We start from the raw sequence: 15,637 nt of genomic DNA, 5'->3' as shown, positions 1-15,637 counted from the left end.
TTATGATACACTGCCAGCAACTGCTGACAGGAGCTGAAAATGTCGACGGAAACTCTGGTTAACCGTGCGCGCACAATTTGCGAACAAAATGGTGCCCGCTTTACATCTATCCGCGAAAAGGTATTTCGCCTGCTGGCCGGCCTTAATGGCGGTATTGGCGCCTATGAACTGCTTGAGCAGTTAAAACAAACTGAGCCCGGTGCTAAACCCGCTACGGTTTACCGGGCAATAGAGTTTCTTACCGAGCAAGGCTTTATTCATAAAATTGAATCAAGCAATGCGTTTATGCTGTGCCATCATTTTGGGCAGCATCACCCGGCACAGCTGTTAATTTGCGATCAATGTGGTAATGTCACTGAGCTACATTCCAGTTTATTACAAGACGAGTTTAACCGTCAGGCAGTATCGCAGGGGTTTGTTATCAAGCATCAAACCATTGAAGCGCATGGGTTGTGCAAAATATGTAAAGCCAAATAATAAAACTTATCTATATCAAGGATCTGGCTTGTACATTTATAAAAAGGTTTCTAATCTTAAACAAGCTTTCGCTTTAGTTCTGTTTTCTGATAGGCATTGACATGAATGTTGAATTTATAAATCCGTTTTTATCGTCTTTAGTCAATGTGCTAAGCACTATGGCAAATACCACTATTACTCCCGGACAACCACGTATTAAAAAAGACGAAGTTGCCCGTGGCGATGTGTCTGGTTTAATTGGTATGGTTAGCCCGCAAACCAAAGGTTCTTTTTCTATTACCTTTGAAGAATCGTTAGCGGTGGAAATTATGTTTCGTATGCTGGGCGAACGGCCAAAAGGCATTACAGAAGATGTTACCGACATGGTAGGTGAAATTACCAACATGGTTACCGGCGGCGCAAAACGTATTTTAGGCGAAAAAGGCTACGACTTTACTATGGCAACCCCTGTGGTGGTATCCGGTAAAAATCATACTATTTCACATAAATCCGAAGGCGCGAAAATTCTGATGCCTTTTGATTCAGATTTTGGCAAGGTACATATTGAAGTAAGCTTTGATAAATAAACTGCCATCTGTACAGCACAACGCCGGCCTAGTGTTAACACACGCTTAGCGCCGGCGTTTTTATTTAACCTGATGAATTGATATAGCTAAACTGCACACGGCTGGTAATATTACACAGTAGTTCATAAGGAATAGTATCAACGCAACGCGCCAATTGCTCTACCGGTAAATCGCGACCCCACAGGACCACTTTATCACCCACGGCTACAGCCTCGTTGCCAATATCTACGGTAATCATATCCATCGACACCCGGCCCACTATCGGCAAACGCTTGCCGTTAATCAGCACATCGGCATTATTACCGGCGCCGCGTGGGTAGCCATCACCATAACCCATCGCTACTACAGCTAAACGGGTACTGTGTGCGGCTATCCAACTGCCGCCATAACCCACGGCATCACCGGCATTTACCTCACGTACTGCAATAACACTGCTGCTCAGCGTCATTACCGGTTTAAGCTCATGCTCCGTACCCACTGTATCGGCCATTGGCGATACACCGTATAGCATTAAGCCTGGCCGCACCCAGTCACCATGGCTTTGTGGCCAATTTAATACCGCAGCAGAGTTAGCCAGTGAATGCTCACCGGCAAAACCTTGCGTAATATGCTTAAACAATGCCAGTTGGTTAACCGTTGCAGGTTTATCCAGCTCGTCTGAACTGGCAAAGTGGCTCATTAACCTAAGCGCCCCCTGCACATTGCGGCTTTGGCTTAAACGCTGATATAACCCTCTAAACTCATGCGGATAAATACCGAGCCGGTGCATGCCGGTATCCAGTTTCAGCCACACCCGTACCGGTGCATCAAGCCGGGCGGCCATAAGCGCTTCGGCCTGCTCACGATGATGTATTATCAGTTGCAGGTTAGAAGCAACAATTTGTGCCAGCTCATCGGCATGAAAAAAGCCTTCCAGCAGTACTATTGGCCTGGCAATACCACCGGCACGCAATGCTAAGGCTTCATCAAGGCGCGCTACGCCCAAAGCATCGGCCTGTGTTAACGCCTGAGCTACGCTGAGCATACCATGGCCATAGGCATTGGCTTTTAATACGGCCAGCACTTTGCTGTGTGGGGCTAACTGTTTTACACGCTGATAGTTATGCTTAAGCGCAGCAAGATCAATGGTGGCTTGTGGCCGGCGGCTTAGCATTAATCTTCCTCGAACCTGGCACTACCGGCGTAGTTATCAAAGCGCGAATAACGACCATGAAAGGTTAAGCGCACCCGGCCAATAGGGCCGTTCCGCTGCTTACCGATAATGACTTCTGCAGTACCTTTATCCGGGCTGTCGTCGTTGTACACTTCGTCGCGATAGATAAACATAATTAAGTCGGCGTCCTGTTCGATAGAGCCGGATTCACGCAAGTCAGAGTTTACCGGGCGCTTATCGGCGCGTTGCTCCAATGAACGGTTTAGCTGTGACAGTGCCACTACCGGCACTTTCAGCTCTTTCGCCAACGCTTTTAACGAGCGGGAAATTTCGGCAATTTCCAGGGTGCGGTTCTCACTTAAGCCCGGCACTGTCATTAGCTGTAAGTAGTCGACCATGATCATACTTAAGCCACCATGTTCACGCGCCACCCGGCGCGCCCTTGAACGTACTTCGGTCGGTGTTAAACCCGAGCCGTCATCGATGTACATTTTGCCTTTGGTGTTCAACAGCTCAATGGCAGAAGACAGCCGCGCCCAGTCTTCATCTTCCAACTGGCCGGTACGTACCTTGGTTTGATCAATCCGGCCCAGGGAAGCCAGCATACGCATCATAATTTGTTCCGATGGCATCTCTAAGCTAAAAATCAGCACCGGCTTGTCAGAAGTAATGGCGGCATGCTCACACAGGTTCATCGCGAAAGTGGTTTTACCCATCGACGGCCGGGCGGCAACAATGATCAGGTCTGACGGCTGCATGCCGTTAGTCATTTTATCCAAATCGACATAGCCGGTAGATACCCCGGTAACACCATCGTGTGGCGAGCGAAACAGCTCGTCAATTTTCTCGATGGTTTTGGCCAGTATACTGTTTATTGGCTCGGGGCCTTCATTGGCATTGGTACGCTGCTCAGCAATTTTAAATACTTTGGTTTCGGCAAAGTCCAGCAGCTCTGCCGAGGTACGGCCCTGAGTGTCGTAACCGGCATCGGCAATATCATGTGCTACTGCAATCATATCGCGCACCACGGCGCGCTCACGCACGATTTCGGCATAGGCCAGAATATTAGCGGCGCTGGGGGTATTTTTGGCAATTTCGCCCAGGTAAGCAAAACCACCCACATCATCCAATTGCAGGTTGGCTTCTAAATCTTCCGATACGGTAATAATATCTATCGGCTGGGTAGCCTCAGCCAAACGTGACATAGCAGCGAAAATAAAGCGGTGCGCACGCAGGTAAAAATCCTGCTCAACCACTTTTTCTGCCACGCGATCCCAGGCCTCGTTATCCAGCATTAAGCCGCCTAGTACCGATTGCTCAGCTTCTATCGAATGCGGCGGCATTTTAACTGCAGCAACCTGTTTGTCTTTGATACTACTCATAACACCTGTGTCAGTTAGCGAAAGCAGCATAATGCTAACCTGCCTAAGGCAGATCACAAAGCGAAGTGTCAGATATTTTTATCGGCTTAACTAAACGAACGGGATAAACAACAACGGGGGAAACAGAGGAAAAAGCGCACTGCAGATACAGTGCGCTTTAAAGCTTATTAAGCTTCTGCGATTACTACAACTTTTACAGTTGCAGTAACTTCAGCGTGTAACTGTACATCGATTTCGTACTCGCCAGTTTCACGTAAAGTACCTGTAGGCAGTTTAACTTCTGCTTTAGATACTTTAACGCCGGCTTCAGTGATCGCATCAGCGATATCACGTGTACCTACTGAACCGAACAGTTTGCCTTCGTCACCGGCTTTAGAAGCGATTGTCACTTCACCCAGCGCAGCAATTTTAGCAGCACGGTCGTTTGCAGCAGTTAAATCATCAGCTAATTTAGCTTCTAATTCAGCACGACGGGCTTCGAACTTCTCGATGTTAGCCTTGGTAGCCGGAACTGCTTTACCCTGTGGGAACAAGAAGTTACGAGCATAACCTGACTTAACAGCTACATTGTCACCTAAACCACCCAGGTTAGCGACTTTGTCTAACAGAATAATTTGCATTGCTTATACCCCTTCTGTATTAACTGTGTGAGTCGCTGTAAGGCAGCAGAGCCAGGTAGCGTGCGCGCTTGATAGCACGAGCCAGTTGGCGCTGATACTTAGCGCTGGTACCAGTAATACGGCTAGGTACGATCTTACCGCTTTCTGTAACATAGTTTTTCAGAACAACGGTATCTTTGTAATCAATCTCTACAGTGCCTTCTGCAGAAAAACGGCAGAATTTACGGCGACGGAAAAAACGTGACATTTGCCTGTCTCCTAACTTATATATTCAATTTGTTGCGCATGCAGCACCAGCTTAGCTTGTCCGCTGCGGCTTTGGTGGCGGTTTAAAAAACCTGTCACCTTTACCATATTGCCCAACGTTAACTGTCGGGTATGTTGTGTTAGTGCGGCTCCGGTCAGTACAACCTGTATCCGAACATAAGCCTGGCGGTTTAAGCCTGCTTCCATCTGATTACTTCGGTGTTCTAACACCAGAACCGTATGCGGTATGCCCGCAGGACTCTCGCTGTGCTCCGGTTGACGGCAGATACTGCCAACCAGTACGGTGCTATTGTCCATTAACAACAACTTACTCTTCGTTTGCTACTTGCTCTTCATGTTCGCGAGGAGCACGCTCACGACGTTCATCACGTACCTTTGCCATTGGTGATGGCTCAACTACGGCACTGTCAGTGCGCATAATCAGGTTACGTAATACCGCGTCGTTGTAGCGGAAGTTAGTTTCCAGCTCATCAATCACAGTTTGTGGTGCTTCTACGTTCATCAGAACATAGTGAGCTTTATGCAACTTCTGGATTGGGTAAGCCAGTTGACGACGGCCCCAGTCTTCCAGACGGTGAATAGAACCACCCGCTTCTTTGATTGCGCCAGTGTAACGCTCAATCATGCCAGGTACTTGTTCACTCTGATCAGGGTGAACCATAAAAACGATTTCGTAATGACGCATTGTAGCTCCTTACGGTTAGTAAGCCTCGGGGGAACTCGGCCGGGGTTCTCATGGAGGCAAGGAACGTTAGTGTATGGCCGAAGGTCGCGTATTGTACGGATTCAGCGGGCAAATAACAAGCAGAAAGCCGCTAATTTGAAAGATTAAGCAGGTAAACGTGAGTGATAGCACAGCCACAAACCGATTTCGCGTAAGCGAAGGCGGCGGACAAATTCGTCGGGAACGAATTTGGTAAGCTTAGCTGAGCCGCCTCACTGAGGGCAGGATTGCCCGAAGTGCTGTTGTGGCGAGCATAGCACTCACTTTTACCGGCAACCTCACAGCAAGGCCAGGTATTTCGCTGTGCTCACCACAGCAACTCGCTCGCTGCTTACGCGCTCACTCAAACACTCTGTGGCTGCGCAATCGAAACACCTAACCTTTGCTATCGCCCAAGAGCAATTGGGGCGGAGTTTATTGGCGTTGGCGCACAGCTTCAAACAAGCAGATACCGGCGGCAACCGATACGTTAAGGCTGGAAACAGTACCAAACATCGGAATTTTTACCAGGCTGTCGCAGGTTTCGCGGGTTAAACGGCGCAGGCCTTCTCCTTCTGCACCCAACACCAGCGCCAGCGAGCCTTTTAAATCGGCGTTGTACACCAGGGTTTCAGTTTCGCCGGCGGTACCGACTATCCAAACACCGGCGTCCTGCAATTCACGCAGGGTACGGGCCAAGTTGGTTACGGTAATAAAAGGCACACTCTCTGCGGCACCACAGGCAACTTTACGTACCACTGAAGTGAGCTTAACGGAGCGATCTTTTGGTGCGACAACAGCATGTACACCCGCGGCATCAGCACTGCGTAAAATAGCACCTAAGTTATGCGGGTCGGTTACGCCATCAAGGATCAGAATAAACGGCTTGTCCTGCTGTGCAACAATAGCGGCTAAATCCGCTTCACTGCCGCTGCTTTGCAACCGGGCTTTGGCAATAATACCCTGATGCTGACCGCCAACCATATCGTCCAGAGTTTTGCGGTTACAAAACTGCACCGACACACCGTTTTGCCGTGCTTGCTGAATTAACGGCTGCATACGCTTGTCGTCGCGATCTTTCATCACGAACATTTCCAGCACATCCTGCGGCGCGCGCTGTAGTAAAGCCCCAACCGCATGAATACCAAACACCAGATCTGCGTTCATTGTTAACCCTTAATGCCGACACTTAAAAAGGCCGGCAGTTTACCTTATTACTTCGCTTTACGCCGTGGCTTTTTGCGTGCGGTAATATTGCGCGCGCCTTTTGGTTTCGCTTCCGCTTTAGCCGGAGCTTTTGCGGCTTTAGCTGAACCACGTTTTGCGCCCTTGTCTGCAGCCGCTTGCTTAGAGGCTTTAATATCGGCCTTGTTCACCACACGCTTAGGCTCGCCTACCAGCACTAAATCAATTTTACGCGCTTCAAGGTTAACGGCGGCCACTTTTACTTTTAGTAAATCGCCCATGCGGTAAGTTACTTTGCCATGCTCGCCACTTAACGTATGGCGCTCAGCGTCAAAGTGGTAATAGTCGTTTTGCAAAGACGTAACATGCACCAGCCCTTCTATATATAGCTCGGTTAAGCGCACAAACAGGCCAAAGCTGGTCACGGTAGATACAACACCGTCAAACTCTGCGCCTAAGTGGTCTTGCATATATTCGCATTTTAGCCAGTCGGCTACTTCGCGGGTGGCATCATCTGCGCGGCGCTCGGTCATCGAACACTGCTCGCCCAGAGGTGTAATTTCCGCTTCGGTGTATCCACGGGCACCGGTAACTTTTTGGCCTTGCTTTGCCAGTAAAGCTTTAATACCACGGTGCAGCACTAAATCCGGATAACGGCGGATGGGCGAGGTAAAGTGAGCATAAGCTTCCAGCGCTAAACCAAAGTGGCCCTGATTATCGCCCTGATACACCGCCTGCTTCATGGAGCGCAGCATAGTGGTTTCTATCAGCTCGCGATCCGGTCGGTCACCGATTTTCTCCAGAGTTTGCGTTAATTCCAGCGGCGTTGGCTCAGCAGATAAGTTAGCCTCTATACCCAGCTCAGCTAAAAAGCGGCGGAAATTATCGAAGCGATCGCCATCCGGACGCTCGTGTACGCGAAACAGCGTATGGGCTTCGTGCTTTTCAATAAAGCGTGCAGCGGCCACATTGGCCATAATCATGCACTCTTCAATGATCTTATGCGACTCAACCCGGTGCACCGGCACAATTTGTTCAATTTTACGGTGGCTGTTAAACACAAAGCGGGTTTCTACTGTTTCAAATTCAATAGCGCCACGTTGGCCGCGTACTTTGGCCAGCTTTTTATACAGGCTATTCAGGGTTTCAATGTTAGTCAGGTTAGCAGCATATTGCTGGCGTAACTCCGGGTCGCCCTGCAGTATTTTATGTACTTTGTTATAAGTTAAGCGGGCACTGGAATGCATTACCGCTTCATAAAACTGGTAGCTGTCAAGTTTACCGTTAGCACTAATGTGCATATCGGCCACTAAACATAAGCGATCAGTATGCGGGTTAAGCGAACACAGGCCGTTAGATAACGCCTCTGGCAGCATTGGCACTACGTGGTCAGGGAAATACACTGAATTGCCGCGTTCCAGCGCACTTTTATCCAGTGCGGTATCCGGCAGCACATAGCTACTGACATCGGCAATAGCCACCCATAAACGCCATCCGCCGTTGTCTTTCACTTCGGCGTAAACAGCATCGTCAAAATCGCGCGCATCCTCGCCATCAATGGTGATCAAGCCTAATTGGGTTAAGTCAACCCGGCCCTGTTTGGCCGCTGCCGGTACTTCTTCGCCGTATTGCGCTACTTGCTTTAATACTGCATCAGAAAACACATGCGGAATACCGTGATTACGAATGGCAATTTCAATTTCCATACCCGGCGCCATATGTTCACCCAGCACTTCGGTTACTTTGCCCACGGCATTAACCCGTTTTGATGGCCGCTGTGTTATCTCGACCAACACCACCTGACCATGCCGGGCTGCGCCCTGTTCACCGTCGGGAATGACAATATCCTGCGTTATACGCGGATCATCCGGCACTACCACACCTAAAGCGAAATCTTTGTAGTAGCGGCCAACTATTGGCTCACTGCGCGGCTCTAACACCCGCACTACACGGGCTTCTATTTTATCTTTACTGTTTATACTCTGTGCGGTAGCCAGCACAATATCGCCGTGCAGCAAGCGCTGCATTTCAAAATTGGGGATAAACCAGTCCGGCCCCCCCTGCTCCGGCTTTAAAAAGCCGAAACCTTCGCGATGGCCCAACACCGTACCTTTAACCAGGTCCATATTATCAACCAGGCCATAGCGGCGGTTTTTGGTATAAATTAACTGGCCGTCGCGCTCCATGGCACGCAGGCGTTTTTTCAGTGCGAAAACAGCGTCGTCATCGGTTAAGCCGAGCTCGGCAACTAACTCTTCAAAATAAACAGGGCTCTGGCGTTTTTCGATATGCTCGAGAATAAATTCACGGCTGGGGATAGGGTTTTCATATTTTTCCTGCTCACGCGCAAGATGCGGATCATTTACCGTCATTAAGTTATCTTTTGTTTCCTAAATTGTGTTAAGTGTAACAGCTAAACCGTGTTATGAGTATGAACTTCATTTTACCGGCCGTTTGGCATTTGCCACTACCCTTGCAGGCATTTTTTGGCTTAACTTGCCAAGCAACTGTTGTATTTTCTTATGTGTAGCGGCATCAGCCGTTACTGCATTATGCAACCAGCGATAGCTTTGTTCAAAATCTACCGAGCTGCCATGGCCGTCCACTAATATCTGCGCCAAACGTAACTGTGCTTTTAAATTACCCAGTGCTGAAGCTTCACGCAGATAAATAATAGCTTTATCTGTATCGGGCTGCACAAAGCGGCCAATATGATAATAACGGCCTACCTGTTCTAACCCTTCTGGTAACCCCTGGCCTGCAGCCTGCAGCATCAGGTCCCAGCCACGTTCTACATTGCGTGGTACACAAACCGCATAGGCCAGCATATCACCATATAAAAACTGGTAGGCGGGCAGTTGCATAATATCGGCCCGGGCTTCAATATCCCGCACCAACTGACAATCATCAGCCCGTACACGCTTAAGATGGCTGTTGGTACGGATCAATGCCAACAGTTCATCCTGAGAATATAACTGCACGGCTTCAAGTTCCTGCGCCTGTGTTAACGGTGTTTGCAATAGCAGAACAGCCAGCACCAGCCATAGTGTTTTAATCATAATATGCGCCTGAAAATTGTTATCTTAGGCTTTATCGGCCTCAACCGGCTTTTTTTAAGCAAACTTCACGCCTTTTATTGCTCATTATTTAATGCCCAAGGGGCAGCCAGCCTTGGTTTTACTGGCTCAGCACGCATTGTAGCGCTACTTACAGCAACATCGCTGCAGCTACCGCTGGCAATATAATTAACGGCCTCTGCATAAAGTGGATCGGTGACAACACCCCAATCGCCGGTAATATTGTCTGTAACCGGGCAGTTAGGCTGTAAACCGTCAAAGTAGCCGCCTTGATCCAGCGCATTTACTGTTTGGAAGTTAATAGCAAACAACACATAGTTACCAATAATATCCGGTTGCTGCCCTATTGGCTTACCACAAGTTGCACTGCCTATCTGTACCACATCAACAAAAGGTGTCAGAGAATTAATCACCAGTTCGCTGGATGAGCAGCTGCTTTGGGTTGTCAGCACAAATACCCTGGGCAAGTTCAGTACACTGCGCCCGGCGCCAAGCGCGAATAAAGTAGAATTATTCTTTGCGGTATTTTTGTCGTTAAACTGATATTTTACGAATACTTCGCCCTGAACAAAGTTTCGTGCAATCTGTGTGCTCAGCTGGTTTGCCACCCGGATCAGGCCGCCACCGTTGTAGCGCACATCCAGCACCAGCTCATTAACCCCTTGCGTCACAAAATAGGCAAAGGCTTCTTCCAGCTCTGTCTCTGATAATTCGATAAAAGTGTTAAATACCAGATAACCAATACGCTTACTGCCTTGTACTGCCACCGAGCGGTGCAATACTGTATTGGTCGTCACTTCCTTTTTAATAAAATCAGCGGCCTGCTCAGAAGTATCGGGCTTACGCCAGACAAAGTTACGTATTACACCCGTTTCATTCGGGCCGTAAATATCCTCATTGGTTGCGGTGCCAGCATCAAGCCGGCTTAGCCACTGTGCAACGCTGACGCCTTCGATTTCAATGATTTTATCGCCACGGCGCAGGCCATTTTGTGCCGCTGAACCATCATCATATACATAAGCAATTTGTAGCGCTGTATTATTATCCGCTCTGACACTGGAGAAACCGTAACCGAAGAAGGTGGCGTTAATATAGCGATCTTCATATTCCTGCCGGGTAATAATAAAACTGTAGCGGTCCTGTGGCGCAGCTACTGCCTGCAATAATTGATTAGGTGAACTGTAACTGTCGGGGTTAATTGACGCCGGCAAATCACTGTACCACAGATAGTCTTGCTGCAAGGCACAGAACACCTGAGAGTTAATATCAGTACGCTGACAAATACTGGTTTGCCCTGTGCTATCGGTATCTATGCTGCCACCACCGCCACAAGCAGTAAGTAATAATAACGCTGCTAATAATGTAAAAATGCGCATAACAGTTGCTCTATGTTTTGCTTTTTATCAGCATAAACAAAAACGCTGCCAGGTGGCAGCGTTTTTTATACGGCACAACTTAACAAACAGATACCTCAGGCAAAAGGATGGCGCAGCACAATAGTCTGAACACGATCAGGGCCTGTAGACACTATATCAACAGGCACGCCGGTAAGCTGCTCTAAACGGTTGATATAGTTACGCGCCGCCTGTGGTAAGTCTTCAAGTTGCTGCACACCAAAGGTACTTTCACTCCAGCCCGGCATGTCTTCATATACCGGTGTTACCAGTTCAAAGCCTTCTGCAGCCATCGGCGGCACATCAGTGATATTACCGGCCGCGTCTTTGTAACCGGTGCAAATGCGTATGGTATCCAGGCCGTCTAATACATCCAGCTTGGTTAAGCAAAAACCAGAGATACTGTTTAATTGCACGGCACGCTTAACAGCAACGGCATCAAACCAGCCACAACGGCGTTTACGGCCGGTCGTAGCACCAAACTCATGGCCTTTTACACCTAAATGTTCGCCTACTGCACAACCAAGTTCTGTCGGGAACGGGCCTGAGCCAACACGGGTGGTATAAGCTTTAACGATACCCAGTACATAATCCAGGTAACGCGGGCCAAAACCAGCACCGGTTGCTATACCACCGGCAGTGGTGTTAGACGAGGTAACATAAGGGTAGGTACCGTGGTCAATGTCCAGCAAAGTGCCCTGTGCACCTTCAAACATAATTTCCTGGCCGGCTTTGCGCGCTTTATCTAGTAAATCGGTAACATCTACTACCAACGGCTTTAAAATGTCGGCAATAGCCAGCGCGTTGTCCAGCGTAGTCTGATAATCCACCGCCGGTACTTTATAGTACTGCGTAAGGGTAAAATTATGCAGCTCCATCAGCGTCTTCAGCTTTTCAGCAAACAGCGTCGGGTTAAACAAATCCCCGACACGTAAGCCACGGCGGGCAACTTTGTCTTCGTATGCCGGGCCAATACCACGGCCGGTAGTGCCGATAGGCTTGTCGCCGCGGGCCAGTTCACGCGCTTTATCCAGTTCAACATGGAACGGCAGGATCAGCGGGCAGGCTTCACTTAACAGTAAACGCTCTTTTACCGGTACGCCACGCTGCTCCAGCATGGTCATTTCCTTTAAGAACGCTTCAGGGGACAGCACTACACCATTACCAATAACGCATTTCACGTTGGCACGTAAAATACCTGACGGAATTAAATGTAATACGGTTTTCTCACCGTCGATAACCAAAGTATGGCCTGCATTATGGCCGCCCTGATAGCGCACCACGAAGCTTGCTTTATCTGTTAATAAATCGACGATTTTACCTTTACCTTCGTCACCCCATTGGGTGCCGAGCACTACGACGTTTTTGGCCATGGTTCCTACATCATGGGAAAAATTAGGCGGGGATTCTACCAAATTGGCAACCAAGTTTCAGCCGTCTGGGTGAAAAAAAGCCGCTTTTTTCTCAGCGGCTTAATTATTGGTTTTTATTCAGTTAGTTAAGTATGTTCTTGGGCTAAGCAAGTTAAATCATACTGTGCACTGTTATGGTATAAGGCAAAACCAAACCGTAAACGGTCTGCGCGATAGTCGGTTTCTATACCAGCGCGCTTTAAGTGTGCAGCCAGTTCTGCCACTTCAGCGGCACTGCCCAGGCGGAAGGTTAAAAAGTGGCCGTGGTGTGCCAAATCATGCTGCAGCAATGTCTGTACATTTAACTTAGCATGCTTTAAATCTGCTAGCTTGGCTAAAAATACCTGCTGTAACTGCTGTATATACTGATGAATACGGCCGACACTGATACCCTGCTGTTTAAACAAACGTAGCACCGCATTAAGCCGGTATAACCCGGAGAAATCCATTGTTGAACCGGCAAAACGATAACCATCTTCGCTGTACAGTACCGTGGCAGACTTCTCGCCGGCCAAAGTACCAAACTCAGCAAACCAGCCGGTATATAAAGGCCGCGCAGAGCTGCCCAGCGGCACGGTCATAAAACAACAGCCCTCACCGCCCTGCGCATATTTATAACTGCCAGCCAGATAGAAGATGCGCTCAGCAATGGCCGATAAGTCTGTTGGTACTGCCATAAAACCATGATAACCATCGATCACGATCATAGCATCATTACTGGCAGCCAGCTGCTGCACAAAGCCAGTCAGGTCGGCAATAGCAAAACCAGAGTTAAAAAACACCTGGCTGCAGAAAATCAGCTGGTAGCTGTTTGCTGCTGCAGCGTCAGTAAAGCGCTGTGTAAAACTGTCAAAGGGTTCAGTGGGGATAATATCAAGTTGCACATTGTCATATTCAGCTAAACGCTTTACCTGGCGCGAGAAACTGTGAAACTCGCTGTCGGTGGCTAAAATTCTCAGCGGCTGGCGTAAATCAAAACAACTCAGTAAACGCATCACCAGTTCATGGGTATTAGGCGCAAATACAATTTGTTCAGCCTGGGGCAATTGCAATATATCGGCAATGAGTTGCTGAGTTTGCGGCACTTTCTCACCAAAAATATAGCGCCATTTATCATCTACCAGCCTGGCGGTGTCATCCCAATACGCTAGCATGGCCTCGCGGGTTACATCTGGCCAGTAGTGATGCGAGTGGCAGGCAAAATGCTGCTTGCCCTGATTCGCCTGCAAAAACCGCTGATAAAACTGTTGGTACATTACTCCCCCTATGACCCTGTCAGAGACAAAAAAGGCCCTGAACGGGCCTTTTTTTATACAACATAATCAGTTTTGTACTTTATCTGATTGCATATATTTGAAAAACTCATTGTCCGGTTGTACCACCAGCACATCGTCTTTATTGTTAAAGCTTTTGCGGTAGGCTTCCATACTGCGAACAAATGAAAAGAACTCAGCATTTTTGTTATAGGCTTCTGCATAGACATTGGCAGCCAGTGCATCACCTTCACCGCGCACGGTACGCGAGTTACGCTCTGCATCAGCAACCATAACAGTAACCCGTGCGTCAACATCGGCACGAATGATTTCAGCCTCTTCCATACCACGTGAACGATGCTCACGCGCCACAGCATGACGCTCGGCTTCCATCCGGGCAAAAATAGAGCTACTAACTTCCTGCGGCAGGTTAATTTGCTTAACCCGTACGTCAACGACTTCAATTCCAAGCTCTCTTGACGCAGCGCCAGCTTGCTGTAAAGCACCCTGCATTAACTCAGTACGCTCACCTGACACAATTTCCTGAATGGTACGGGTACCAAACTCGGTGCGTAAACCGTTGTTGATATACTGTTTTAACAACACTTCTGCTTGTGCAATATTACCCCCGGTTGCCAGAAAATAGGCACCAAAGTCATTGATGCGCCATTTTACATAGCTGTCTACCAGCAAGTCTTTTTTCTCAGCCGTTACAAAACGATCCTGTGCATCATCCAACGTTTGCACCCGAGCATCTAACTTACGCACAGTTTCAATAAACGGCAGCTTAAAATGTAAGCCCGGCTCATACACTACGACGTTTTGCTCAGCATCACGCTGAATTTTACCAAACTGAATCACAATAGCGCGTTGGCCTTCAGGCACTACAAACAGGGCGGATACAAAGATAAACCCAATAATAACAATAATGGCTATAGTAAAGTTTTTCATATCTTACCCCCGGCCGCCGCTGCGTGTTGTTGTGCTGCGCGAACTGTCAGTCCGGTTAGAACTACTACTGCTGTCAGTGCTGCTACGCGATGGGATCAACGGCATGCTACTCCCTGACGGTGCTGAACTGCCAGCGCCCTGATTAATCATCTTATCAAGAGGTAAATACATAATATTATTACCATTCTTAACATCCAGAAGCACTTTCGATGTATTGCTGTATACCTGCTCCATTGTTTCAATGTACATACGATCGCGGGTTACCTTAGGCGCTGCCAGATATTCCGGTAACAGCTTTTCAAAGCGGGCAACTTCACCTTGCGCTTTTAATACAATTTGCTGCTTGTAGGCATCGGCTTCCTGCATTACACGGTTAACCTGACCACGGGCACGTGGTTCAATTTCACGTGCATAAGCCTGGGCTTCCTGCACAAAACGCTCCTGATCTTCCTGTGCTTTAATCGCATCATCAAACGCATCCCGCACTTCTTCCGGCGGCCGGGCATCACGGAAGTTTACATCAACCAGGGCTATACCCATCTTGTAAGGCTCAATAATGCTTTCCAGTTCCTGACGGGTATTTTGTCTTACCACTTCACGGCCGCGGGTTAGCACGTCGTCCATAATCGAGTGGCCGATAACATAACGCAGTGCCGCATCAGTTGCCTGATTTAAACTGCTGTCAGCATCTACTACTGAAAACTTATATAAACGGGCATTGAATACACGATACTGAATTTCAAAAGTGACCCGTACCAGGTTTTGATCCTGAGTCAGCATAAAACCATCGCTGCGCAAAGTGCGTACACTGGTTACGTCAACCGGCAACACGTTATCAATAAAGGTAGGCTTCCAGTGAATACCGGGGCCAACTTCATCGTGATACTGGCCGAAACGCAACACAACACCGCGCTCAGATTCTTTAATGGTATAAAAACCACTGAAAGCCCATACCAATGCAGCGACAATCAGTATCAATACCAGCGCAGCAGAAGCACCACCGCCACTACTACCGCCTGTTGACTTGCCACCGCCGAAGATGCCTCCTAACTTTTTGCCAAAGTTGCGAAACACTTCATCTAAATCGGGCGGGCCCTGATCACGACCACCCTGTTTCCAGGGATCGTTATTCTTGCCGTTATTGCCCGGCTCATTCCAAGCCATGGTTTACTCCATTCTAAGTTGCAAAATAAGGGT

16 protein-coding genes are annotated in these 15,637 nt (G+C 48.4%); 2 read left to right on the top strand and 14 right to left on the bottom strand.

The window, feature by feature from the left end; translation table 11 throughout:
• Nucleotides 1-39: 39 nt before the first annotated feature.
• Entirely contained in the window at nucleotides 40-477 is a 438-nt protein-coding gene (locus M2404_RS06485) for a transcriptional repressor (protein WP_215395819.1), read from the top strand.
• A 101-nt stretch (nucleotides 478-578) separates the two neighbouring features.
• Complete coding sequence (locus M2404_RS06480; RefSeq protein ID WP_259238914.1) at nucleotides 579-1,043, top strand: chemotaxis protein CheX; 465 nt, start codon at nucleotides 579-581, stop codon at nucleotides 1,041-1,043.
• 64 nt (nucleotides 1,044-1,107) lie between these two features.
• Here the strand turns inward: M2404_RS06480 and alr are convergent, their stop codons facing one another.
• The 14 genes from alr to hflK form a co-directional block, all read right to left on the bottom strand.
• The gene (gene alr, locus M2404_RS06475) at nucleotides 1,108-2,196 is read right to left on the bottom strand and encodes an alanine racemase (RefSeq protein ID WP_259238913.1); all 1,089 of its coding nucleotides are present in this window, start codon (nucleotides 2,194-2,196) and stop codon (nucleotides 1,108-1,110) included.
• The gene (gene dnaB, locus M2404_RS06470; RefSeq protein ID WP_259238912.1) at nucleotides 2,196-3,578 is read right to left on the bottom strand and encodes a replicative DNA helicase; all 1,383 of its coding nucleotides are present in this window, start codon (nucleotides 3,576-3,578) and stop codon (nucleotides 2,196-2,198) included. Before dnaB ends, alr begins: the two co-directional genes overlap by 1 nt.
• 167 nt (nucleotides 3,579-3,745) lie before the next feature.
• On the bottom strand, nucleotides 3,746-4,198 hold the full coding sequence (gene rplI / locus M2404_RS06465; protein WP_259238910.1) for a 50S ribosomal protein L9: 453 nt from the start codon (nucleotides 4,196-4,198) through the stop codon (nucleotides 3,746-3,748).
• Between the two features lie 19 nt (nucleotides 4,199-4,217).
• Complete coding sequence (gene rpsR / locus M2404_RS06460; RefSeq protein WP_068228526.1) at nucleotides 4,218-4,445, bottom strand: 30S ribosomal protein S18; 228 nt, start codon at nucleotides 4,443-4,445, stop codon at nucleotides 4,218-4,220.
• A gap of 11 nt (nucleotides 4,446-4,456) precedes the next feature.
• Nucleotides 4,457-4,762: a primosomal replication protein N gene (priB, locus tag M2404_RS06455; RefSeq protein WP_259238907.1), complete on the bottom strand. Its 306-nt coding sequence runs from the start codon at nucleotides 4,760-4,762 to the stop codon at nucleotides 4,457-4,459.
• A 10-nt stretch (nucleotides 4,763-4,772) separates the two neighbouring features.
• The gene (rpsF, locus tag M2404_RS06450) at nucleotides 4,773-5,150 is read right to left on the bottom strand and encodes a 30S ribosomal protein S6 (RefSeq protein ID WP_027672333.1); all 378 of its coding nucleotides are present in this window, start codon (nucleotides 5,148-5,150) and stop codon (nucleotides 4,773-4,775) included.
• A gap of 453 nt (nucleotides 5,151-5,603) precedes the next feature.
• A complete protein-coding gene (gene rlmB, locus M2404_RS06445) occupies nucleotides 5,604-6,335 on the bottom strand; it encodes a 23S rRNA (guanosine(2251)-2'-O)-methyltransferase RlmB (protein ID WP_259238906.1) in 732 nt (243 codons plus the stop codon).
• Between the two features lie 47 nt (nucleotides 6,336-6,382).
• Nucleotides 6,383-8,725 (bottom strand): ribonuclease R, encoded by a 2,343-nt coding sequence (rnr, locus tag M2404_RS06440; protein WP_259238905.1) that lies wholly within the window; start codon nucleotides 8,723-8,725, stop codon nucleotides 6,383-6,385.
• A gap of 66 nt (nucleotides 8,726-8,791) precedes the next feature.
• Complete coding sequence (locus tag M2404_RS06435) at nucleotides 8,792-9,412, bottom strand: tetratricopeptide repeat protein (RefSeq protein WP_259238904.1); 621 nt, start codon at nucleotides 9,410-9,412, stop codon at nucleotides 8,792-8,794.
• A gap of 74 nt (nucleotides 9,413-9,486) precedes the next feature.
• Complete coding sequence (locus M2404_RS06430) at nucleotides 9,487-10,806, bottom strand: S41 family peptidase (protein ID WP_259238903.1); 1,320 nt, start codon at nucleotides 10,804-10,806, stop codon at nucleotides 9,487-9,489.
• A 95-nt stretch (nucleotides 10,807-10,901) separates the two neighbouring features.
• A complete protein-coding gene (locus tag M2404_RS06425; RefSeq protein WP_259238902.1) occupies nucleotides 10,902-12,197 on the bottom strand; it encodes an adenylosuccinate synthase in 1,296 nt (431 codons plus the stop codon).
• Between the two features lie 125 nt (nucleotides 12,198-12,322).
• Nucleotides 12,323-13,492 carry an aminotransferase class V-fold PLP-dependent enzyme gene (locus M2404_RS06420; protein ID WP_259238901.1) on the bottom strand — a complete coding sequence of 390 codons (1,170 nt, stop codon included), beginning with the start codon at nucleotides 13,490-13,492 and terminating at the stop codon, nucleotides 12,323-12,325.
• Nucleotides 13,493-13,558: 66 nt separating this feature from the next.
• Nucleotides 13,559-14,440: a protease modulator HflC gene (hflC, locus tag M2404_RS06415; RefSeq protein WP_259238900.1), complete on the bottom strand. Its 882-nt coding sequence runs from the start codon at nucleotides 14,438-14,440 to the stop codon at nucleotides 13,559-13,561.
• 3 nt (nucleotides 14,441-14,443) lie between these two features.
• Nucleotides 14,444-15,604: an FtsH protease activity modulator HflK gene (gene hflK, locus M2404_RS06410; RefSeq protein ID WP_259238899.1), complete on the bottom strand. Its 1,161-nt coding sequence runs from the start codon at nucleotides 15,602-15,604 to the stop codon at nucleotides 14,444-14,446.
• Nucleotides 15,605-15,637 lie beyond the last annotated feature (33 nt).

Origin of the sequence: Rheinheimera pacifica (assembly GCF_024809855.1) — a bacterium.
In the GTDB taxonomy this organism is placed as follows: Bacteria; Pseudomonadota; Gammaproteobacteria; order Enterobacterales; family Alteromonadaceae; genus Alishewanella; species Alishewanella pacifica_A.
Note: the sequence above shows the minus strand (reverse complement) of the source record. Positions and strands in the feature narration are given on the sequence as shown.

Coding starts and splice junctions, on each gene's coding strand:
- rpsR (WP_068228526.1), bottom strand. CDS start 4,445: ATGTCACGTTTTTTCCGTCGCCGTAAATTCTGCCGTTTTTCTGCAGAA.
- M2404_RS06480 (WP_259238914.1), top strand. CDS start 579: ATGAATGTTGAATTTATAAATCCGTTTTTATCGTCTTTAGTCAATGTG.
- M2404_RS06435 (WP_259238904.1), bottom strand. CDS start 9,412: ATGATTAAAACACTATGGCTGGTGCTGGCTGTTCTGCTATTGCAAACA.
- M2404_RS06430 (WP_259238903.1), bottom strand. CDS start 10,806: ATGCGCATTTTTACATTATTAGCAGCGTTATTATTACTTACTGCTTGT.
- hflK (WP_259238899.1), bottom strand. CDS start 15,604: ATGGCTTGGAATGAGCCGGGCAATAACGGCAAGAATAACGATCCCTGG.
- M2404_RS06485 (WP_215395819.1), top strand. CDS start 40: ATGTCGACGGAAACTCTGGTTAACCGTGCGCGCACAATTTGCGAACAA.
- M2404_RS06425 (WP_259238902.1), bottom strand. CDS start 12,197: ATGGCCAAAAACGTCGTAGTGCTCGGCACCCAATGGGGTGACGAAGGT.
- rlmB (WP_259238906.1), bottom strand. CDS start 6,335: ATGAACGCAGATCTGGTGTTTGGTATTCATGCGGTTGGGGCTTTACTA.
- hflC (WP_259238900.1), bottom strand. CDS start 14,440: ATGAAAAACTTTACTATAGCCATTATTGTTATTATTGGGTTTATCTTT.
- M2404_RS06420 (WP_259238901.1), bottom strand. CDS start 13,492: ATGTACCAACAGTTTTATCAGCGGTTTTTGCAGGCGAATCAGGGCAAG.
- rplI (WP_259238910.1), bottom strand. CDS start 4,198: ATGCAAATTATTCTGTTAGACAAAGTCGCTAACCTGGGTGGTTTAGGT.
- priB (WP_259238907.1), bottom strand. CDS start 4,762: ATGGACAATAGCACCGTACTGGTTGGCAGTATCTGCCGTCAACCGGAG.
- alr (WP_259238913.1), bottom strand. CDS start 2,196: ATGCTAAGCCGCCGGCCACAAGCCACCATTGATCTTGCTGCGCTTAAG.
- rpsF (WP_027672333.1), bottom strand. CDS start 5,150: ATGCGTCATTACGAAATCGTTTTTATGGTTCACCCTGATCAGAGTGAA.
- rnr (WP_259238905.1), bottom strand. CDS start 8,725: ATGACGGTAAATGATCCGCATCTTGCGCGTGAGCAGGAAAAATATGAA.
- dnaB (WP_259238912.1), bottom strand. CDS start 3,578: ATGAGTAGTATCAAAGACAAACAGGTTGCTGCAGTTAAAATGCCGCCG.